Source organism: Ferrovibrio sp. (assembly GCF_041906005.1).
Classification (GTDB): domain Bacteria; phylum Pseudomonadota; class Alphaproteobacteria; order Ferrovibrionales; family Ferrovibrionaceae; genus Ferrovibrio.
The window spans coordinates 241,350-260,157 of sequence record NZ_JAYRJY010000001.1 but is presented as its reverse complement, the minus strand read 5'-3'; the positions used below and the strand labels follow the sequence as shown (position 1 = coordinate 260,157).

Sequence of the window (18,808 nt, the reverse complement as noted above, 5' to 3'; positions counted from 1 at the left end):
AGGCAATTGGTCGAAAAATAGGCTGCAGAAACGCGACCTAGATCCGAATTGGACGGATTATTGAATGTTAATTCCGGTCCACCAGTTCTGATTGTGCTAGATTGCTGTGCAAGCCGTCCCGTTGAGGCGGCATGAAGGGGTGGGAGAGACGGAATGCTGTATGTTTTTGCGGCCATCGTGCTGGCCGGTGCCGGCACGGTGGGCTGGTATTACGTTTATGACCGCTGGATCCAGCGCGATCATGCGATCCGGCGCAATTTCCCGATCTACGGCCGCTTCCGCTACATCATGGAGAATCTGGGCGAGTATTTCCGCCAGTATTGGTTCACCGCCGACTGGGAGGAACGCCCGTTCAACCGCCTGACCCGCGCTTGGGTCTATCGTTCGGCCAAGGGCGTGTCGAATTACGTGGCTTTCGGCTCCGAGGTCGATGCGCAGCAGCCCGGCCACATCTATTTCCTGCATTCCGCCTTTCCGGTGAATGACGAAGAGGCCGAGACTTACACCGGCAAATGGATCGGCAAGGATGTCGTCGGCAATCCCTACAAGCCGAAAAGCTTTTTCAACATCTCCGGCATGAGTTATGGCGCCTTGTCGTCGGCGGCGATCACCGCCCTGTCGGAAGGCGCGGCGATGGCCGGTATCTGGCTGGACACCGGCGAGGGCGGCTTGTCGCCCTATCACCTGAAGGGCGGATGCGACATCTGTTTTCAGATCGGCACGGCCAAATACGGCGTGCGCGATGCCGATGGCAACCTGGATGAGGCCAAGCTGCGCAAGATCGCCGGGATCGATCAGGTGCGCATGTTCTGCATCAAACTGAGCCAGGGCGCCAAGCCCGGCCGTGGCGGCATCCTGCCCGGATCGAAAGTGACGGAGGAGATCGCCGCCATCCGCGGCATCGAGGCGGGGAAATCCTCGATCTCGCCCAGCCGGCATCGCGATATCACCGACATTCCCTCGCTTGTTGCCTTCATCAACCGCGTGCGTCGCGTGGTCGACAAGCCGGTCGGGATCAAGATGGCCGTCGGCAGTTACGATTTCATTGATGAATTCTTCGACTATCTGCGGGATCGCCCCGCCGAGGCCCCGGACTTCATCCAGATCGATGGCGCCGAGGGTGGCACCGGGGCCGCGCCGGCACCGCTGGCTGATTATGTCGGCCAGTCAATCGTGCAGTCGCTTCCCCTCGTGGCGCAGCGATTGCGTGAATACGAACTGCGCAGCCGCATCCGCCTGATCGCCTCGGGCAAATTGCTCACGCCCGACAAGGTGGCCTGGGCGATCTGCATGGGCGCCGATTATGTGGTCTCGGCACGTGGTTTCATGTTCTCGCTGGGCTGTATCCAGGCGATGAAGTGCAATACGGGTCATTGCCCGACCGGCGTGACCTCGAACGATCCGCGTTTCATGCGGGGGCTCGATCCCACACGCAAGGCGGTACGCGTGGCCAATTATGCCAAGGCCGTGCAGCATGACGTGGAGGCCATCGCCCATGCCTGCGGCTGCAAATCGGTACGTGACCTGAAGGCCCAGCATGTTCGCGTCAATGGCGGCGACATGATCATGTAGCGTCTGGCAGGTGCGCGGCAATATCGGCCGGATCGAGTTTGAGGCCGATTCCGCTCAGGCTCAGGCGCCGCGCTTCGCGCAACAGCCAGAGCAAAGTCGCCGCGGCCTGATCATGGCTCATGCCATCGGCATGGATGTTGGAGATACAGTTGCGCTCCGAATCCACGCGGCCGATATGCGGCGCCCAGGTGATGTAAACGCCCAGGCTGTCGGCCACGCTCAGGCCCGGCCGCTCGCCGATCAGCACGGCCACTGCTTTTGCATTCAGGCAGGTGGCAATATCGTCGCCCAATGCCACGCGCGCCTGGCCGGCCAGCACGATCGGCGCGATGCGCCAGCCTGCCAGCCCTGCCATGCAACGATGCAATACCGGCACGGCATGCGCCATCACGGCGCGGGCGGACAAGCCATCAGCGACCACGAAGGCGATATCCCAATCGCCGGCGTGGTCCTTCAGCATTGCGACCGAGGCATCGTCCAGCCGGCGGCCAAGATCGGGGCGACGCAGATAGGCGGCGCGATCCGGTGCCTGGCTGTGCAGCGTCAGACAGGGCAGGGGCCTGAGCTGTTCGGCCACGGCGGCAAAATCAGCCACGCCATGCACGGCATCGCGGGCGCGGCCATGGGCCGCCTGAAAATCCAGCAACGCGGATGTCGGCAACGCATCGCCGCTACGGCCCAGGCCAATGCGGGCCCGTGTCGTGCCGCGCCAGCGTGCCCAGATATCGCGTGCAACATCATTCATGGCGCTGTCAGATCGGCCAGCCGCCGCTGCACGGCCTGATCCGGTGGCGGCAGGCGGCCGGTTGAATCCAGCATGCCCATGCGGGCAAGCCATGCCTCGAATTCCGGTGCCGGCCGCAGATTCAGCAGATGACGCAAGCCGAGCACGTCGTGGAAAGACAGACTCTGGTAATTCAGCATCACGTCATCGGCGCCCGGCACGGCGATCAGAAAATTCACGCCGGCCGTGCCCAACAGGGTCATCAGGTTGTCCATGTCATCCTGATCGGCCTCGGCGTGATTGGTGTAGCAGACGTCCACGCCCATCGGCAGGCCCAGCAGCTTGCCGCAGCAATGATCCTCAAGGCCCGCGCGGATGATCTGCTTGGCGTCGAACAGGTATTCCGGCCCGATGAAGCCGACCACGGTGTTGACCAGCAGCGGCCTGAACGCACGGGCCACGGCATAGGCGCGTACTTCCAGCGTCTGCTGGTCGACGCCATGATGGGCATTGGCCGAGAGCGCGCTGCCCTGACCGGTCTCGAAATACATCACGTTGTCGCCGACGCTGCCCCGTTTCAGCGCCAGCGCGGCTTCACGCGCCTCGTGCAGGATGGCAAGGTCGACGCCGAAGCCCTTGTTCGCGGCCTCGGTTCCGGCAATCGACTGGAATACCAGATCGACAGGCGCACCGCGTTTGATCATCTGCAGCGTGGCAGTCACATGCGCCAGCACGCAGCTCTGTGTCGGGATATCGAAACGCTGGCGGATCGTCTCCAGCATTTCCAGCAGGCGGATGCCGTCGGCCACGCTGTCGCTGGCCGGATTGATGCCGATCACGGCGTCGCCGACGCCAAACAGCAAACCGTCCAGCAAGGCGGCGGCGATGCCTTCCGGGTCGTCGGTGGGATGGTTGGGCTGCAGCCGGCTGGCCAGCCGGCCCGGTTGGCCCAGCGTGTTGCGGAAGGCGGTCACTACCCGGCATTTCGCCGCCACGGCGATCAGGTCCTGATTGCGCATCAGCTTGGAGACGGCGGCGACCATTTCCGGCGTCAGCCCCGGGGCGAGTTTCGCCAGTGTCGCGGCATCGGCTTCATAGGAAAGCAGCCAGTCGCGGAATTCGCCCACGGTGAGCGCAGCGACCGGCGCGAAGGCCGCCGCATCGTGGCTGTCGATGATCAGGCGCGTCACTTCGTCCTGCTCGTATGGCACGACGGCTTCATCAAGGAAGCGCCGCAGTGGCAGATCGGCCAGCGCCAGTTTCGCCGCCACGCGGCGCTCGTCGCTTTCCGCCGCGATCCCCGCCAGCTGGTCGCCCGAGCGCAGGGGCGAGGCGCAGGCCAGCAATGTCTTCAGATCGGCGAAGACATGGCGGGTTCCGTTCAGGCTGGCAGCATAGGGCATGATATGACCGGCCGATGATCAGCAAGAAGCATACCAGAGACCTGAAGGCATTGCATGACGGAATGGTTTCCGTGAAGCTGCGGCCAGCGAACAGGAGGCCGGCATGGAACTCGGATTGAAGGGCAAGCGCGTTGTGGTGGCGGGCGGCAGCCGTGGCATCGGTCGTTCGATAGCCATGGCCTTTGCCGGCGAAGGCGCCGACGTGTCGATCTGCGCCCGTTCGGAAGGCGCGTTGCGCGAAACCGAGACGGAACTGAGGCGTGTCGGCGGTCAGGTCCATGCCGCCACCTGCGACCTGGGCGATGGCGCCGCCGTGCGTGCCTATGTCGAGTCTGCAGCGACGGCCTTGGGCGGGATCGACATCCTGGTCAACAATGCCTCGGGCTTCGGCCGCACCGACGACGAGGCCGGCTGGGCCGCCTCGATCAATGTCGACCTGATGGGCAGCGTGCGCGCCAGCCACACCGCCATTCCGCATCTGGAAAAGGCCGGCGGCGGCTGCATCCTGCATATCTCCTCGATCTCGGGCCTGGGCGCCAATGTGCGCACGCCGCCTTATGGCGCGGTGAAGGCCGCACTGATCCAGTACACGCTGACCCAGGCCGCCGCGCTGGCGAAACAGAATATCCGGGTGAACTGCATCGCGCCGGGTTCGATCGAATTTCCCGGCGGCGTGTGGGATCAGGCCAAAACCAATAATCCGAAGCTCTATGATGCCATTCTCGGCGGCATTCCCTTCGGCCGCATGGGTAGGCCGGAGGAGGTCGCCAATCTGGCATTGTTCCTGTGCTCGGCTGCCGCGAGCTGGGTCACCGGCCAGACCGTGGCCGTGGATGGCGGCCAGAACCTGTAAGAATCAGGCGACCTTCAGCGCCGGGTTGAGCGGCGCGAAGCATTCCGGGCCATCCACCTTCACGCCATTGACCACCGAGGTGACACGGTAGCGCGCCATCGCCTCGGCCGGATAGGGCTGCATCAGGCGCTGCAGGATGCCGGGCGGCGTGGCCGGGTCGAGCCACAGCGCAAAGCGTTCGGGCGGCAGGATCACCGGCATGCGCTCGTGCAGGGGGCTGAGATAGTCGTTGGCCGCCGTGGTGAGGATGGTGAAACACTCCTCGCCGCCATAGGCCGGCTCGCTCTGCCACAGGCCGGCAAAGGCGAACAGGCCGCCGCCTTTCAGGCCGATCCGCCAGGGTTGCTTCTGGGGCTGCTTCGCCTTCTGCCCTTCGACGGCCTGCCATTCATAGAAGCTGTCGGCCGGCACCAGGCAGCGGCGTTTGGCGAAGGCCTCTGTGAAAGTGGGTTTGCTTGCCGCCGTCTCGCTGCGGGCATTGATCAGCGGCGCATTATTGGGCCCGGCGAAGCCCCAGCGCAGCGCGACGAGTTCGCCCTTGCCGGGAGCGGGGCTGCGCAGCACAAAGCTTTTCTGCGTCGGCGCAATATTCCAGCGTGGCGCCAGATTGGGGCGCTGCAACAGCTCGTAGGCCTCGAAGAACGAGGCCAGGTCATCAAGCGATTTGGTCAGGCTGTAGCGGCCGCACATGCATCCTGCATAGCCGATTACGCCCGAGTCGGGCTAGCCCGTCCCGGCTTCATATCCCAGCCAGAGCAGGGACGGGCGTCGACCGGGGAAAACCGGCGCGACCAGTTTGGAGACGAAGGACAGGCCGGCATCGCCATTGGTGAATACGGCCATGGCTTTCGCCGTTTCCCCAGAGGCAATCGTGAAGGCCTTGTAGCCCTTCTGGTCGCCCCAGTGGAAAAAGAACGGGCTGGCGGTTTCCACGCCCCAGCCAAGGGCCCAGGCGACATTGGCATTTGGCACAGGCTCGTCGCCATCGAGGCAGGTCAGACGGTCCTGTTGCACGTTCGCCCGTGGTGTCAGCCATGCCTCAAGTCGAGGAAATCGCAATGCGGCTTGCAGGAAGCGGGCATAATCTTCCGCCGTCGTGCAAAGGGATCCTGCGGCATTGGCACTTGTGACACGCTGACCGGCAAAGCCATCCTCGAAACGGTGGCCAGCGGCCGTATGCGGTGCGGCATAATTCAGACTGAACCGATCCTGCCAGATAAAGCTGGATCGGGTCATTCCCAGCGGCTCGAATACCAATCGGCTGGCGAGCGTTTCCAGAGATTCACCGCAGACCTGCTCAATGGCCTTCTGCAGATATACATAGCCCTCGCCGGAATAACTGAACCGTTCGCCGGGCGCGAAATAGGTTTTCAGCGGATAGTCGCGGCTGTGCCAGTTCGGTAGGCCTGCGGTGTGAGACAGGATGTGGCGGGGTGTGATCGTAGCCGCACGCGGATCATCCGTCAGATAACCAGGGAGAAGATTCGCCAGAGGCGTATCGAGCGACAGGATGCCGCTATCCGCCAGTTGCAGGGTGATGAAGGCGAAGACCGGTTTGCTCAGCGAAGCCGCCTCGAAAACAGTGAAACGGTCGACCGGCTGTTCCGATGCGCGATCCCGCAGGCCATGTGTTGAGCAGATCGGCGGTTCATCGCCCCGGACCATTGCCATGGATAGGCCCGGAACATGATGTTCGGCCATCAGGTCTGCGATATCCCTTGCAGTTTGCATATCAGCCCAGATGCGGCTTGGCCTCCGGCCGCGCCTTCAGCGCCGCGCCTTCACGGGAAAGGATTTTCGCCACGCGTTCGGGCGGAAAGCCGAGATCGAGCAGGGCGGGGCCGGTATTGGCCACCTCGCGGTATTCGGCGATCAAACCGTCGCGCAGGGTGTAGATGCCCACGCCTTCGAACATCACGCGCCTGCCCTGTGCTTCGGGCAGCAGCGATTTGTAGGAGAAAGTATAGCGGGCATACAGAGTCTTGCCGTCGCTGACCGGGTCATGCAGATGCCAGCGGAAATCCTCCGCCGTGCGGTAGAACCAGTCGTTCACCAGTTCGGCGATCCTGGCCCGGCCGTGGAAGGCACCGTAGAACACGTCGTGATAGACCGCGTCTTCGGTGAAGAGCCGGGCAAAAGCCTCGCCATCGCGTTTCTGCACCGCCTCGCTGAAGGCCTGCAGCAGGGCTGCGGTATCCATCGTTTCCTCCCGTTTTCCGAATGGTAGGAGGAAACGACGGGTCCGTAAACTCAGCTGTTCTGGCCTGGCTTATAGTTGGGGAAGAACAGCTGCTCGCCGCCGATCTTGTAGGCCGCGATGGCATCCTGACCTTCCTTCGAGGTCAGCCAGTCGATGAAGGTCTTGCCTTCGGCCACTTTCACATGGGCATGCTTGGCCGGGTTCACCAGCATCACGCCATACTGGTTGAACAGTTTCACATCGCCTTCCACGGCGATCACGAGGTCGCCGCGGTTCTTGAAGCTGAGCCAGGTACCGCGGTCGGTGAAGGCATAGGCGTTCATCGCGCTGGCGGTGTTCAGCGTCGGGCCCATGCCCGAACCGGTTTCACGATACCAGCCTTCGCCGGCGGTCTTCACGTCGATGCCGGCTTCCTTCCAGATGCGCAATTCGGCGGCATGGGTGCCCGAACTGTCACCGCGCGAGGCGAACGGCGCCTTGGCGGCGGCGATCTTCTTGTAGGAGTCGACCACGTTGCGGCTGCCCATCACCTTGGCCGGATCGCTTTTCGGGCCGACGATGACGAAGTCGTTATACATGACAAGCTTGCGGTCGACACCAAAACCGGCATCGACGAATTTCTGTTCGGCCACCGGATCGTGCACGAAGACCACGTCGGCATCGCCCTTTTCGCCGGTCTTCAGCGCCTGGCCGGTACCCTGCGCCACCACGCGCACCTCGATGCCGGTCTTCTTGGTGAAGATCGGCAGGATATGGCCGAACAGGCCCGATTGCTCGGTGGAGGTGGTGCTGGCCACCACGATGAATCTCCCTTGGGCAAGAGCCATGCTGCTGGTCAGGGCGAGGGTGATGCCGGCCACCAGGCCGAGGAAATGTCTGCGCTGCATGGATGCCTCCGTTTTTTGCTTACCAGGTGAGATCGCCATTGAGAAAAGCCTGCGCCGGCGTGCTGCGCGGTGCATTGAAGAATTCCGCGGCCGGCGTGCGCTCGGCGACGCGGCCGCGATGCAGGAAGATCACATCCCCGGCCAGCCGTCGCGCCTGGCCCAGATCATGGGTGGTCATCACGATCTTGGTACGGCTGGCCGCGATATCCGTGATGATGCCTTCCACCTGCCGCGTCGCATGCGGATCCAGCGCGGCGGCTGGTTCATCCAGAAACAGGATCTGCGGACCCAGCGCCCAGGCGCGCGCCAATGCCAGCCGCTGCTGCTCGCCGCCTGAAAGGACACGGGCGGGACGCTGGGCCAGCGCCGTGAGGCCGACGCGTTCCAGCGCATCCATGGCGCGGGCGAAACGCGTGCCGGCATTCAGGCCGCGCAGTTTCAGCGGGAACAGCATGTTGGCCAGCACCGAGCGGCGCAGCAGCACCGGCTTCTGGAACACCATGGCCTGGCCGAAACGCAGGGCTTCCGGGTTCTGCGCCGCCAGACCCCGCCAGGTCACGCGGCCAGCCGTTGGCTGTATCAGACCGTGGCAAAGCCGCAGCAGCAGGCTTTTGCCCGCGCCATTCGGTCCCAGTACCAGGGTCGGCGGACCGGGATGGAAGTCCAGGTCGATGCCATGGATCAGCGGCTGGCCATTGATGGCATATTGCACGTTTTCCAGTACCAGCGGCAGAAGCATGGCGGGCGCATGCATGGCGCGCACCTCAGGCACCCTGGGCGCGCCGTGCGGCGTTGCCCAGCGTGGTGGCGGCGGCATTGATGCTGATTGCAATCGCCAGCAGCACGATGCCCAGTGCCATGGCCAGCGCCAGGTCGCCGCGGCTGGTTTCCAGAGAGATCGCGGTTGTCATCGTGCGGGTCACGCCGGCGATGTTGCCGCCGACGATGATGATGGCGCCGACCTCGGCGATGGCGCGACCGAAGCCGGCAAGAATCGCCGTGCTGAGGGAGAAGCGGCCATCCCACAGCAGCGTGGCGATGGCGCCAAGCCGCGTCAGGCCCAGCGAGCGCATCTGCTCCTCGTATTCACTCCACAGATCAGCGACCACCTGGCGTGACAGCGCGGCGACGATGGGCGTGATCAGCACCACCTGCGCTACCACCATGCCGGCGGCAGTGAACAGCCAGCCGAAAGCACCCAGCGGGCCCGAGCGGGAAAGAATGAGGTAGACGATCAGCCCGACCACCACCGGTGGCAGGCCCATGCAGGCATTCAGCACCACGATACAGGCATTGCGGCCGGGAAAACGGGCCAGCGCCAGGAAGGCACCCAGCGGCAGGCCGATGATGCTGCCGATCACAACAGCGGTAAGGCTGACGCGCAGCGACAGGCCGATGATGCGAAGCAACTCGGTGTCGAAATGCCAGATCAGGCCAAGGGCAAGATGGAAGGCGTCGGTGATCGTGTTCACGTCACCGAAGTAGCGCAAGCCGTCGCGCTGGCAAAGGATTAAGTGCTTATTTCCACAGGCAGTTTTCGCAACAAAAAAGTTTGTTGCGAAAACTCAGCCGAACTTGGCCAGCCAGGGGAACACCTCCAGCATGTAATAGCTGAGCTGGCCCAGGCTGTTGGTGAAGATCAGGATGCCGGTGATCACCAGCAGGGCGCCGGCCACGATCTCCACCTTGTGCAGGTGGCGGCGGAATTTCTGCATGAAGCGCATGAAAGGCTTCACGGCCAGGGCCGCCAGCAGGAAGGGAATGCCCAGACCAAGCGCATAGGTAGCCAGCAGCGACACGCCATAGCCCAGCTGGTCGCGGCTGGCGGCCACGGTGAGGATGGTGGCAAGGATCGGGCCCACGCAGGGTGTCCAGCCGAAGGCGAAGGCCAGGCCGATCACATAGGCGCCAACGATGTTGGTGGGCCGTTCGGTGGTGTTGATGCGGGCTTCGCGGTAGAGCAGCGGAATCTTCAGCAGCCCCATGTAATGCAGGCCGAAGACTACGATCACCGCGCCGGCAACCTTGCCGATGATGTCGATATTCTCGACGATCAGGCGGTTCAGCGCCGAGGCCGTCGCGCCCATGATGATGAATACGGTGGAAAAACCGATCACGAAGGCGAGCGCCGAGATGAACACGCGTCGGGTCAGTGCCGGATCGACGCCGTCTTCATTGACCAGACGGTCCAGCGTGGTGCCGGCGACAAAGCACAGGTAGGCAGGCACCAGCGGCAGCACGCAGGGGCTGAGGAAACTCAGCAGGCCGGCGCCGGCGGCGGCGGCATAGGAAACGTCAAGACCACCCATAACGGTATTCACTCCCGGCGGTTGGGCCGCCGGCGGAATGTCAGCCGCGGGCGAAGAGCGCGCGGACCGCCCCCGGCAGGCTGCCTTCCTCAAGATAGCGGACGCCCAGAACACCGCCAATCACGATACCGCCAAGTGCGACAAAGCTGCCCAGGGCAAGCGTGCCGATCCCGGTCAGGCCCTGGCCGACGGTGCAGCCCAGGGCCGTGACGCCGCCGATGCCCATCAGCGTGCCGCCAATGACATGGGACACCACGTCCTGCGCGTTGGCAAAGCTTTCGACGCGGAAGCTGCCATCGGCCTTCGCCATCAGGAAGGCGCCGAGAATGACTCCGCCCACGGTGCTGATGCCGAAATCCAGCGTGGCGCCGGTAAAGGTCATCAGGTATTGCAGCGCGTTGCCGATCGGCGCGACGAAGGTCATGGAGGCCAGCGGCGTCGGCTCGAATTCATCGGCGCCGAGAATGCCGGTGGCGGCCCAGCCGCCTGTGATGGTCAGGCCGATGACGATGGCGGCACCGATCAGCACCGGCTGGCGGCGGAAACGCGCATCCTTGAAGGCCCAGCCCAGCAGGATGGCGGGAATGGCCAGCGCCAGGACCCAGCGCAGCAGCCTGGCATCGGCGCCCAGCGCGGCAAGCAGGTCGGGCAGGGTCTGGCTGGTCAAGCCGCGGCTTTTCAGGTCGACCACCGACCAGCCTTCCAGCCACAGCCGCGCGGGTCCGATCAGGCCGCGCAGGGTGGCATAGCCGGCAATGCCGATCATCAGCACCACCAGCAGCGATTTCAGGTTGCCGGCACCCAGCCGGACCAGCGTGCGGCTGCCGCAGCCGCCGGCCAGCACCATGCCGAAACCGAACAGCAGGCCGCCGATGGCCGCCCCCAGCCAGCCGAAATTGGTCGTCGCATAGATCGAGGTATTCAGATCGATCAGCCCTGCCAGATGCAGCAGCTGGCTGCCCAGCATGGCAGTGGCAATCGCCAGGGCCCAGGCGCGTGCCCGGTTGCCGTCGCCCATCAGCACCAGATCGCTGATCGCGCCCATGGTGCAGAAGTTGCTGCGTTGCACGGCGGCGCCGAACACCACACCCAGCACCAAGCCGGCAAGATTGACGAGATAGGGCAGGGGCAAGGCAGTCATGACTGGCTCGGTGATACGGTTGCAGGAGGCTGGAACAGCAATTATGACGGGATCATTGAGGATTATAGTATTTACATTGCAGAAGTGAAGTATTATATTAATCAACAAAACTTACCGTTAAATAGACCGCCAGCCTCCCACGGAACCACGCCATGAGTCAGACGCTCGATGTCAAAGGTCTCAACTGCCCCTTGCCGGTACTGCGTGCCAAGAAGGCGATGAAGACAGTGGCCAAGGGCGAGGTGCTGACGGTGGAGGCAACCGACCCCAATACCATGCGCGACATGGCTGCCTTGTGCGAGGCGGCAGGTTTTACCCTGCTGTCATCGGAAGAGCAGAACGGCGTTTTCGTGTTCCGCATCCAGCAGGCGGCCTGAGCCAGACTTGAATTCGCGGCAAGAGTTGGCGCTGCATCATGAATGCGCTAGCCTGTAACCCTCGCGATTCAAGGTGTTTACGATGGCAAAGTTCACGGCCGACGACATTGTTCCGGGCCAGCGTTTCGAACAGCGGCAGGGCTTCATCTGGCGCGTTACGCGCCTGATCCAGTTCCCCGGCGAGGATGCCGTGCATGTGCAGCTGGTCAATGAGCGCGACGCCAGCAGCACCAAGACCGTGTCGGTCAGCGCCCTGCTGGACCGCAACCTGTTCAAACTGGTCGAGAAGTGATGCGGCCGGCGGCGTCGGTGATCCTCACGCGCCGCCTTGCGGCAATCGCCTGCCTGTTCGCACTGGCGGCTTGTGCCGCCGATGAACCGGCCCCGGCCGCACCGGTTGTGGTGATGCCGCCGCCGGTGATCGAGACGCCACCGCCCCCGCCACCTCCGCCCGCGCCGCCGCCGAATGTGTTCGCGGGTCATGTCGCCAGTTACAAGACCCTGCTGGAGGCCGAAGCCGCCTGGCCGAAACTGTCGGAACGCTTTCCGGTGATGCGGGACGCGCCCAAGCGTTATGTCGAGGTCGATCTGGGGGGCGATCGCGGCAAGGTCGTGCGTCTCCTGCTTGGGGGCTTTCCAGATCGTGACGCGACGCTGAGCTATTGCCGCAGCCTGCGTGCCGCCGGTGCCTATTGCGCACCGCATGATTTGCCGGCGCCGGAGGCCGCGGCGATATCACCTGCCACCGCGCCGACTGCCGCACCCTCTGCCGCGGTCACGCCGCCAGTGCCGTCGGTTCCCGCGGCAGCGCCGGCTCCTGCGCCGGCATCGGTTGTTCCCGCCCCAGTTCCGCCGGCATCAGCTCCGGCACCACGCCCGGCTCCCACGCCGGCACAAGGCATGCCGGCTTCGGTACTGAAACAGGGGTAATCGTTCGTTAACCTACAGTTGTGCCTGTATTGCTGTGTTAACGGTTTTCTGGCACAAACGTCGTGTTGCGAAGGCATCGCATGGCGAATCCGGCCAATGGTCGGGGCCTGCGAGCGGGCCGGATTGCACCGGACAGGCAGGTTGCTGCAGTGAATGAGGCGATCAAACCGGTAGTTCAGGAAACCCTGAAACTGGTCGGCGTGGTGGAAAGCCAGAGCCGCGAATTGCTCTCCTTTTGTCAGGATCCTGCAAACCTGTCGGGCAACTTCTCCGAATACAAACGGTTCGTCGAGAAGATCGAGCATTTCTATGTCTTCGTCGATCTGGTCGATGGCCGCATCCCGGAATTCGACGAAACCAAACAGAAGCCGCTGCGCAAACATCTCTCGAAGATTCGCTGGAAGATCACCATCCTCGAACTCGACACCACGCGCATCTACCTGATCAACATCCACAGTTCCGGCCGGCGCCTGCCGCTGGGTTCGCGTGAATTCCTCTCCCGTCGTTTGGATCGCCTGAGCGAGATCGCGCAGTACTACGACCGCTTCGGCGAGGAACACGATCTGCCGCCGATCAGCCAGGAGCTGATCGAGGCGGTGCGCAAGCTGCTGGAACAGAGCATCGAGAATGCGCCGCGTCTGGATGAATTCCAGCCCGCGCCGCCGCCGCCCAAGCTCTCGGCCACGCCGGCCATGCCGTCAGCGTCCCTGATGGCTCCGGAAAGCGTGGCCGTGTCGCGCTCCATGTTCAGCGTTGGGCTGCCCGGCCTGCCGGCCAAACTGAACGTGAAAGAGCAATGGGGCCGCTTCTATGTTGAGAAGGGCTCGATCGTGGCGGTGTCGCAGGCCTGCAAGTCGGCTGCGATCTCGCTCGATCAACTGGCGCAACGCATCGGAGTCAGTCGCGTTGCCCTGACATTGATGCTGAGTGGCCAAGATCCCATGCCGCGACCGGCCATGGAAAAACTGCAGCAGTTCATGACCGATCAGGCCCGCATGTCGCAGCAGGCCGAAGCCCGCCGACGCGGGCTGTAGAAGTCCTCCAACCCGGCCAGGTTTCATCTTTTCGAGCTTCCGGCTGCCCCGAAACACACGGCACAATAGAATATGTATACTGCCATTGCGTTGATTGCCGGTTTTGCCCTGTTGCTGGGTGGTGGAGAGATGCTGGTGCGCGGTGCCGCGCGGTTCTCCGAGAATATCGGCATCTCGCCACTGATGATCGGCCTCACCGTGGTTGGTTTCGGAACCTCGATGCCGGAACTGGTGACCAGCATCGAGGCGGCGAGCATCGGCGCACCGGGGATCGCGGTGGGGAATATCGTCGGCTCCAACATTGCCAATGGCCTGCTGATATTGGGGCTTGCCGCCTTGGCGGCGCCGCTCAGCATCGAAACAGCAGCGTTGCATCGCGATTGCCGCGCCGTGATGGTTGCCTCGGTGCTGTTGCTGGCGGCCGGTTTCACCATCGGCCTGAGCCAAATAACCGGTTTGGTCTTCCTGTTGTTGCTGCTTGGCTATGTGGTCTTTGCCTACCATCAGGAAAAACATTCTGCTGCGCATTCGCAGACAAGGGCGGCCGCGAAGCGGACACTCGTGATGATGGTTGTGCCGCTGTTGCCGATGGTGGTCGGCCTGGCTGCCGTGATCTTTGGGGCGCAGTTCCTGGTTCAGGGAGCCATCGGGCTGGCCGAGGCGGCGGGCCTGTCGCAGTCGTTGATCGGATTGACGATCGTTGCGGTCGGCACTTCGCTGCCGGAACTCGTCACCTCCGTAATGGCCGCATTCCGCAAGCAGGGGCAGCTCGCGCTTGGCAACGTGCTGGGGTCGAATATCTTCAATATCTTCGGCATTGGCGGCGTGACGGCCATGGTGGCGCCAGGACCGGTGCCGCCTGAAATGACATCGGTTGAACTGCCGCTGCTGGTCGCTTCAACCGGTTTGATTATCGCTTTCGCCGTATCCGGCCGCGAAATCAGTCGCCGAGAAGGAGCGATGCTGGTGCTCGCTTATCTGGGCTATCTGGCCTATGCGATCAGCCGCGCCTGAGCGCGCGGCGGTCGGCGATCATTCCGCCGTGTTCAATTCGGCCAGCAGGGCGGCGCCGAACGGCCAGTCGCCGAGGTCCGATGAAGAGTTGATATGCCCGCAGGCGCCGGCATCGACGAAACGTGCCCCCCAGCAATGGGCAAAATGCTGGGCCCGGCTGAAATCCACATAGGGATCGTTGCGGCTGGCCACGACGATGGTCGGGCAAGCGAAGCGCACCAGCGGCATTGGCCGGAAGCCACGGGTCTCGGGTGGCGTGTGGCTGTCGGAATCGATATCCGCCGGCGCCACCAGAAGGGCGCCATGCAGATTGCCGCCATGGCGCGCGATCCAATGCGCGACCAGTGCGCAGGCCAGGCTGTGCGCCACCACCAGCGGCGGCGTTGGGCAGGCGCGGATCGCGGCATCCAGACGGTTCAGCCAGTCGGCATGATCAGGCCTGTCCCAGTCGGCCTGTTCGACACGAATGAAATCGGGGTTTTGCTGCTGCCAGCGGGTCTGCCAATGCTCCGGCCCGGAATTGCCCAGGCCGGGCACGATCAGCACCGGTGGCCGCAGCGGTTGCATCGCTTCAGCCAGCCGCGTCTTTCAAGCGTGCCAAAGTTTCCTCGCGACCCAGCACGGCCAGCACGTCGAAGATCGGCGGCGATACCGTGCGGCCGGTCAGCGCGGCGCGCAGGGGCTGCGCCAGTTGGCCCAGCTTTACCTGCTGCGCCTCGCTTAACGAGCGGATCGCGGCTTCGGTATTGGCGGCTGTCCAGTCGGAAACATCATTTAGAGTCTCGATCATGGTCTTCACGCGCGCCTTGGCTGCGTCGTCAAGATGTTTCTGTGCCGCTGTATCGGGCTGGATCGGCCGCTGGGCGAACAGGAACAGCATCGCCTCGGCCAGTTCGTTCAGGTCCTTGGCGCGTTCCTTCACGGCGGGCAGGAGCATTTTGATCTGCGCCTGCTCGGCCTGGTTCGGCGAACGGCCGGCATGCTTCTCGATGAATGGCAGGGCGGCCTGCAACAGATCATCGTTGCTGCTGTGGCGGATGTAGTGGCCGTTCAGGTTGTTCAGCTTGGCGAAGTCGAACCGCGCCGGCGAGCGGCCGACATGGTCGAGACCAAACCATTCGATCGCCTGTTCGGTGGAGATGATCTCCTCATCGCCATGGCTCCAGCCCAGGCGCAGCAGGTAGTTGCGCATCGCGGCTGCCAGATAGCCCATATCGGCATAGGCCTCGGTGCCGAGTGCGCCATGGCGCTTGGAAAGCTTGGCGCCGTCGGGCCCATGGATCAGCGGGATATGCGCGAATTCGGGCACGGCGAAACCGGCTGCGATGTAAAGCTGCGTCTGCCGCGCGGCATTGGTGAGGTGGTCGTCGCCACGGATGATATGGGTCACGCCCATGTCGTGATCGTCCACCACGACCGAAAGATTGTAGGTCGGCGTGCCGTCGGAACGCAGGATGATCAGGTCATCCAGCTGTTCGTTCTGGAAGGTGACATCGCCCTGCACATGATCCTTGATCACGGTGGTGCCGGTCTGCGGTGCCTTGAAGCGCACGACAGGCTTCACGCCAACCGGCGCGTCTTTGGGGTCGCGGTCGCGCCAGCGGCCGTCATAGCGCATCGGCCGGCCCTCGGCCTTGGCCTTGTTGCGCATCTCTTCCAGTTCTTCCGGCGAGCAGTAGCAGTGATAGGCCTTGCCCTCGGCCAGCAGCTTGTGCGCCACTTCGGCATGGCGCTTCATGCGGGCGAACTGCATCACCGGTTCGCCATCCCAATCCAGCCCCAGCCATTTCAGGCCCTGGAAAATCTTGTCCACCGCATCCTGGGTCGAGCGTTCGCGGTCGGTATCCTCGATGCGCAGCAGGAAGGTGCCGCCGTGATGGCGGGCGAACAGCCAGTTGAACAATGCCGTACGGGCCCCGCCGATATGCAGGTAGCCGGTGGGCGAGGGGGCAAAACGGGTAACGACTTTGGTCATCGTGCAATCCGGAAAGCAAAGGAAGCAGGGTTTTAGCATACGGGGGCAGGCGGGCAAGTCGCGTTCCCGTTTTGCACGGATTGGCGGCGGCAGGGCTGCCATGCAGAGAATTCAGCCATGGCACGGTTAGCCAGTACTCTTCTTTGGCAGCGGGTTGCCGCCGGTCTGACAGCCGGCTGGCGCAACCTGCGCAGCTTTGACGCCGTCGCGTGCCTGCTGGCGGAGCGCGACCGCTGGTTCCTCTGGCTGCCGGCCCTGCTGGGGGCGGGGATCGCGCTGTATTTCCTGTTGCCGGTCGAGCCGCCCCTGCTGCCCTTGCGGCTGGGGATGGCGGCGGGCGGGCTAGTGCTGCTGCTGACCCTGCGCCGGCCGCCATGGTATCTGCCGGTGCTGGCCCTGCTGGTTCTGGTGTGTGGCTTATGGCTGGGGGGCGAACGCAGCGCCGCCGTCTCCGCGCCAGTGCTGCAACGGCCGAGTGGCGCGGTCTGGCTGGAAGGCCGCGTGCTCGAGGTGGAACCGCGCGATGCCGGCCACCGCCTGCTGCTCGATGATCTGGCACTGCCGGGGTTCACCGTGGCTGAAACCCCGCAACGTCTGCGCATCACCCTGCGCCGCGATGGCGAGTTGCTGTGGCCGGGCGAGCGCATCCGGATACGCGCCATGCTGTTGCCGCCGCCCGAACCCGCCATGCCCGGCTCATTCGATTTCGCCCGCCATGCCTGGTTTCGGCAGATCGGTGGCGTCGGCTATGCCATCAGCACACCGGAGACGATGCCGGCCAGCGAGGATATCGGCCCGCGCGATGCCATGATGCTGGGACTGAGCAGCCTGCGTCAGGAATGGACCCGTCGGATCGTGGCCCAGAGCGAAGGCGCAGGCGGCGCCATCGCCACGGCTCTGATGACCGGTGTGCGTGGACCGATCCCCGATCACGTGGATGCCGCGTTTCGCGATTCCGGACTGGCGCATATCCTGTCGATCTCTGGCCTGCATCTCACCCTGGTCGCCGGTCTGCTTTTCTTTCTGGTTCGCGCCGGCCTGGCACTGAGCCCTGGCTTGGCCCTGCGCCATCCGATCAAGAAATGGGCTGCGGGCGCGGCATTGCTCGGTGCGCTGGCCTATACCCTGCTCTCGGGTGCGGCTTTGCCCACCTTGCGTGCGCTGCTGATGATCGCGCTGGCGCTGCTGGCGGTGATGCTGGATCGTCGCGCCATCACCCTGCGCGCCGTGGCCTGGGCCGCGCTGCTTCTGCTGGCGATCTGGCCGGATAGCCTGCTCGACCCGGGTTTCCAGATGTCGTTTGCCGCTGTCACCGCGCTGGTGGCGGCCTTTGAGGATATCGCGCCGCGCCTGACGCGCTGGCGCCAGCAGGCCGGACCGCTGCGCATCGCCCTGCTCTGGCTGCTGGGCGTGATGGCGGCCAGCCTGGTGGCCGGGCTGGGCTCGTCGCTCTTCGCCGCCTATCATTTCAATCGCGTGGCGGATTATGCGCTGATCGCCAACCTGCTGGCGGCGCCGCTGGTCGATTTCTGGATCATGCCTCTGGTGGTCGTGGCATTCATCCTCATGCCGCTGGGGCTGGAAGTTCTGGCGCTCACGCCGATGGTCTGGGGTGTCGATCTGCTGATCGCGCTGGCGCAGTGGGTGGCGGGCTGGCCGGATATGCTGGGCATTGTGCCGGCGATGCCTGCGTGGGGGCTGGCCGCGATCACGCTGGGCGGATTGTGGCTTTGCCTGTGGCGGCGACGCTGGCGCTGGCTTGGCGCGATCGGAATCTGCCTCGGGGCATGTTCGCCCTGGCTGGCGGCGCAGCCCGATCTGCTGGTTTCCGGCGATGGCCGTCTGCTGGCGGCGCGTGCCAATGACGGCCGCGTCTATCTTTCCTCCACGCCGCGCGGCTTTGCCGCCGAGACCTGGTGGGAACGGCTTGGCGCCCCGCCGCTCCATCCCTGGCCAACCCTGCGGCGCAACGAGACCGAAGGCCGCGCCGGGGCCGATGGCAGCCTGCGATGCGATCCGGCCGGCTGTGCCTGGCGCTATCAGGGTTTCCTTGTTGCACTGCCAAAGCAGCCGCAGGCCATCACCGAAGATTGTCGTCACGCCGATGCCGTGATCGCGACACAGATGCCGATCCGTTACCGCTGCCCCTCGGCGCGGATCGTGATCGACCGCAACGACCTGTGGCGGGGCGGTGCCCATGCGCTGTACCTGGATCGCGAAACCGGGATCCGCGTCGTCACGGCGACGCAACTGCGGGGGCGCCGGCCGTGGGTGATTGCCAAAGGCCACGGTGCCGCGCGCGACAGCGCAGACGGCGAAAGGGATTGATCGCCGGGGGAACATTCGTCCCGGCCTGGCGTTTGGCTCGACGGAAAAAGAACGAGGAGGC

At 64.1% G+C, this 18,808-nt stretch carries 20 protein-coding genes; 8 read left to right on the top strand and 12 right to left on the bottom strand.

What is annotated here, in order from left to right:
* The first annotated feature begins 153 nt into the window (after positions 1-153).
* Complete coding sequence (locus ACE3OO_RS01345) at positions 154-1,572, top strand: FMN-binding glutamate synthase family protein (RefSeq protein WP_374298949.1); 1,419 nt, start codon at positions 154-156, stop codon at positions 1,570-1,572.
* Here the strand turns inward: ACE3OO_RS01345 and eutC are convergent.
* Both eutC and ACE3OO_RS01335 read right to left on the bottom strand, forming a co-directional pair.
* A complete protein-coding gene (gene eutC, locus ACE3OO_RS01340) occupies positions 1,565-2,317 on the bottom strand; it encodes an ethanolamine ammonia-lyase subunit EutC (RefSeq protein WP_374298948.1) in 753 nt (250 codons plus the stop codon). The genes ACE3OO_RS01345 and eutC overlap by 8 nt on opposite strands.
* The gene (locus ACE3OO_RS01335; RefSeq protein ID WP_374298946.1) at positions 2,314-3,699 is read right to left on the bottom strand and encodes an ethanolamine ammonia-lyase subunit EutB; all 1,386 of its coding nucleotides are present in this window, start codon (positions 3,697-3,699) and stop codon (positions 2,314-2,316) included. The genes eutC and ACE3OO_RS01335 overlap by 4 nt, the downstream gene beginning before the upstream one ends.
* Before the next feature lie 103 nt (positions 3,700-3,802).
* Here ACE3OO_RS01335 and ACE3OO_RS01330 point away from each other — a divergent pair, with 103 nt between their 5' ends.
* Entirely contained in the window at positions 3,803-4,552 is a 750-nt protein-coding gene (locus tag ACE3OO_RS01330; protein ID WP_374298944.1) for an SDR family NAD(P)-dependent oxidoreductase, read from the top strand.
* A 3-nt stretch (positions 4,553-4,555) separates the two neighbouring features.
* On the opposite strand, the gene ACE3OO_RS01325 is transcribed toward ACE3OO_RS01330, so the two are convergent.
* The 8 genes from ACE3OO_RS01325 to ACE3OO_RS01290 all read right to left on the bottom strand — a co-directional run bounded on the left by ACE3OO_RS01325 (position 4,556) and on the right by ACE3OO_RS01290 (position 11,089).
* A complete protein-coding gene (locus ACE3OO_RS01325; RefSeq protein ID WP_374298942.1) occupies positions 4,556-5,242 on the bottom strand; it encodes an SOS response-associated peptidase in 687 nt (228 codons plus the stop codon).
* Between the two features lie 33 nt (positions 5,243-5,275).
* On the bottom strand, positions 5,276-6,283 hold the full coding sequence (locus ACE3OO_RS01320; RefSeq protein ID WP_374298940.1) for a serine hydrolase domain-containing protein: 1,008 nt from the start codon (positions 6,281-6,283) through the stop codon (positions 5,276-5,278).
* 1 nt (position 6,284) lies between these two features.
* Positions 6,285-6,752 carry a nuclear transport factor 2 family protein gene (locus ACE3OO_RS01315; RefSeq protein ID WP_374298938.1) on the bottom strand — a complete coding sequence of 156 codons (468 nt, stop codon included), beginning with the start codon at positions 6,750-6,752 and terminating at the stop codon, positions 6,285-6,287.
* A 50-nt stretch (positions 6,753-6,802) separates the two neighbouring features.
* Positions 6,803-7,639, bottom strand: a complete 837-nt coding sequence (locus ACE3OO_RS01310) for a substrate-binding domain-containing protein (RefSeq protein WP_374298936.1) — start codon at positions 7,637-7,639, stop codon at positions 6,803-6,805.
* 19 nt (positions 7,640-7,658) lie between these two features.
* The gene (locus ACE3OO_RS01305) at positions 7,659-8,393 is read right to left on the bottom strand and encodes an ATP-binding cassette domain-containing protein (RefSeq protein WP_374298934.1); all 735 of its coding nucleotides are present in this window, start codon (positions 8,391-8,393) and stop codon (positions 7,659-7,661) included.
* A 10-nt stretch (positions 8,394-8,403) separates the two neighbouring features.
* Positions 8,404-9,129 (bottom strand): ABC transporter permease, encoded by a 726-nt coding sequence (locus ACE3OO_RS01300; RefSeq protein ID WP_374298933.1) that lies wholly within the window; start codon positions 9,127-9,129, stop codon positions 8,404-8,406.
* A 75-nt stretch (positions 9,130-9,204) separates the two neighbouring features.
* Positions 9,205-9,948, bottom strand: a complete 744-nt coding sequence (locus ACE3OO_RS01295; RefSeq protein ID WP_374298931.1) for a cytochrome c biogenesis CcdA family protein — start codon at positions 9,946-9,948, stop codon at positions 9,205-9,207.
* A gap of 40 nt (positions 9,949-9,988) precedes the next feature.
* Positions 9,989-11,089: a YeeE/YedE family protein gene (locus ACE3OO_RS01290; protein WP_374298929.1), complete on the bottom strand. Its 1,101-nt coding sequence runs from the start codon at positions 11,087-11,089 to the stop codon at positions 9,989-9,991.
* Between the two features lie 152 nt (positions 11,090-11,241).
* Between ACE3OO_RS01290 and ACE3OO_RS01285 the strand changes: the two genes are divergently transcribed.
* The 5 genes from ACE3OO_RS01285 (at position 11,242) to ACE3OO_RS01265 (ending at position 14,444) form a co-directional block, all read left to right on the top strand.
* Complete coding sequence (locus ACE3OO_RS01285; RefSeq protein WP_374298927.1) at positions 11,242-11,466, top strand: sulfurtransferase TusA family protein; 225 nt, start codon at positions 11,242-11,244, stop codon at positions 11,464-11,466.
* A gap of 82 nt (positions 11,467-11,548) precedes the next feature.
* Complete coding sequence (locus ACE3OO_RS01280) at positions 11,549-11,758, top strand: hypothetical protein (protein WP_374298925.1); 210 nt, start codon at positions 11,549-11,551, stop codon at positions 11,756-11,758.
* A gap of 17 nt (positions 11,759-11,775) precedes the next feature.
* The gene (locus ACE3OO_RS01275; RefSeq protein ID WP_374298923.1) at positions 11,776-12,396 is read left to right on the top strand and encodes a hypothetical protein; all 621 of its coding nucleotides are present in this window, start codon (positions 11,776-11,778) and stop codon (positions 12,394-12,396) included.
* Positions 12,397-12,545: 149 nt separating this feature from the next.
* Entirely contained in the window at positions 12,546-13,430 is an 885-nt protein-coding gene (locus ACE3OO_RS01270; RefSeq protein WP_374298921.1) for a hypothetical protein, read from the top strand.
* A 129-nt stretch (positions 13,431-13,559) separates the two neighbouring features.
* Positions 13,560-14,444, top strand: coding sequence for a calcium/sodium antiporter (locus ACE3OO_RS01265; RefSeq protein WP_374298919.1), 885 nt, complete (start codon positions 13,560-13,562; stop codon positions 14,442-14,444).
* 18 nt (positions 14,445-14,462) lie between these two features.
* On the opposite strand, the gene ACE3OO_RS01260 is transcribed toward ACE3OO_RS01265, so the two are convergent.
* Both ACE3OO_RS01260 and gltX read right to left on the bottom strand, forming a co-directional pair.
* Positions 14,463-15,011 carry an RBBP9/YdeN family alpha/beta hydrolase gene (locus ACE3OO_RS01260; RefSeq protein ID WP_374298917.1) on the bottom strand — a complete coding sequence of 183 codons (549 nt, stop codon included), beginning with the start codon at positions 15,009-15,011 and terminating at the stop codon, positions 14,463-14,465.
* A 4-nt stretch (positions 15,012-15,015) separates the two neighbouring features.
* Positions 15,016-16,419: a glutamate--tRNA ligase gene (gene gltX / locus ACE3OO_RS01255; RefSeq protein WP_374298915.1), complete on the bottom strand. Its 1,404-nt coding sequence runs from the start codon at positions 16,417-16,419 to the stop codon at positions 15,016-15,018.
* Positions 16,420-16,536: 117 nt separating this feature from the next.
* On the opposite strand from gltX, the gene ACE3OO_RS01250 reads away from it, so the two are divergent.
* A complete protein-coding gene (locus ACE3OO_RS01250; protein WP_374298913.1) occupies positions 16,537-18,747 on the top strand; it encodes a ComEC/Rec2 family competence protein in 2,211 nt (736 codons plus the stop codon).
* The last annotated feature ends 61 nt before the right edge of the window (positions 18,748-18,808 follow it).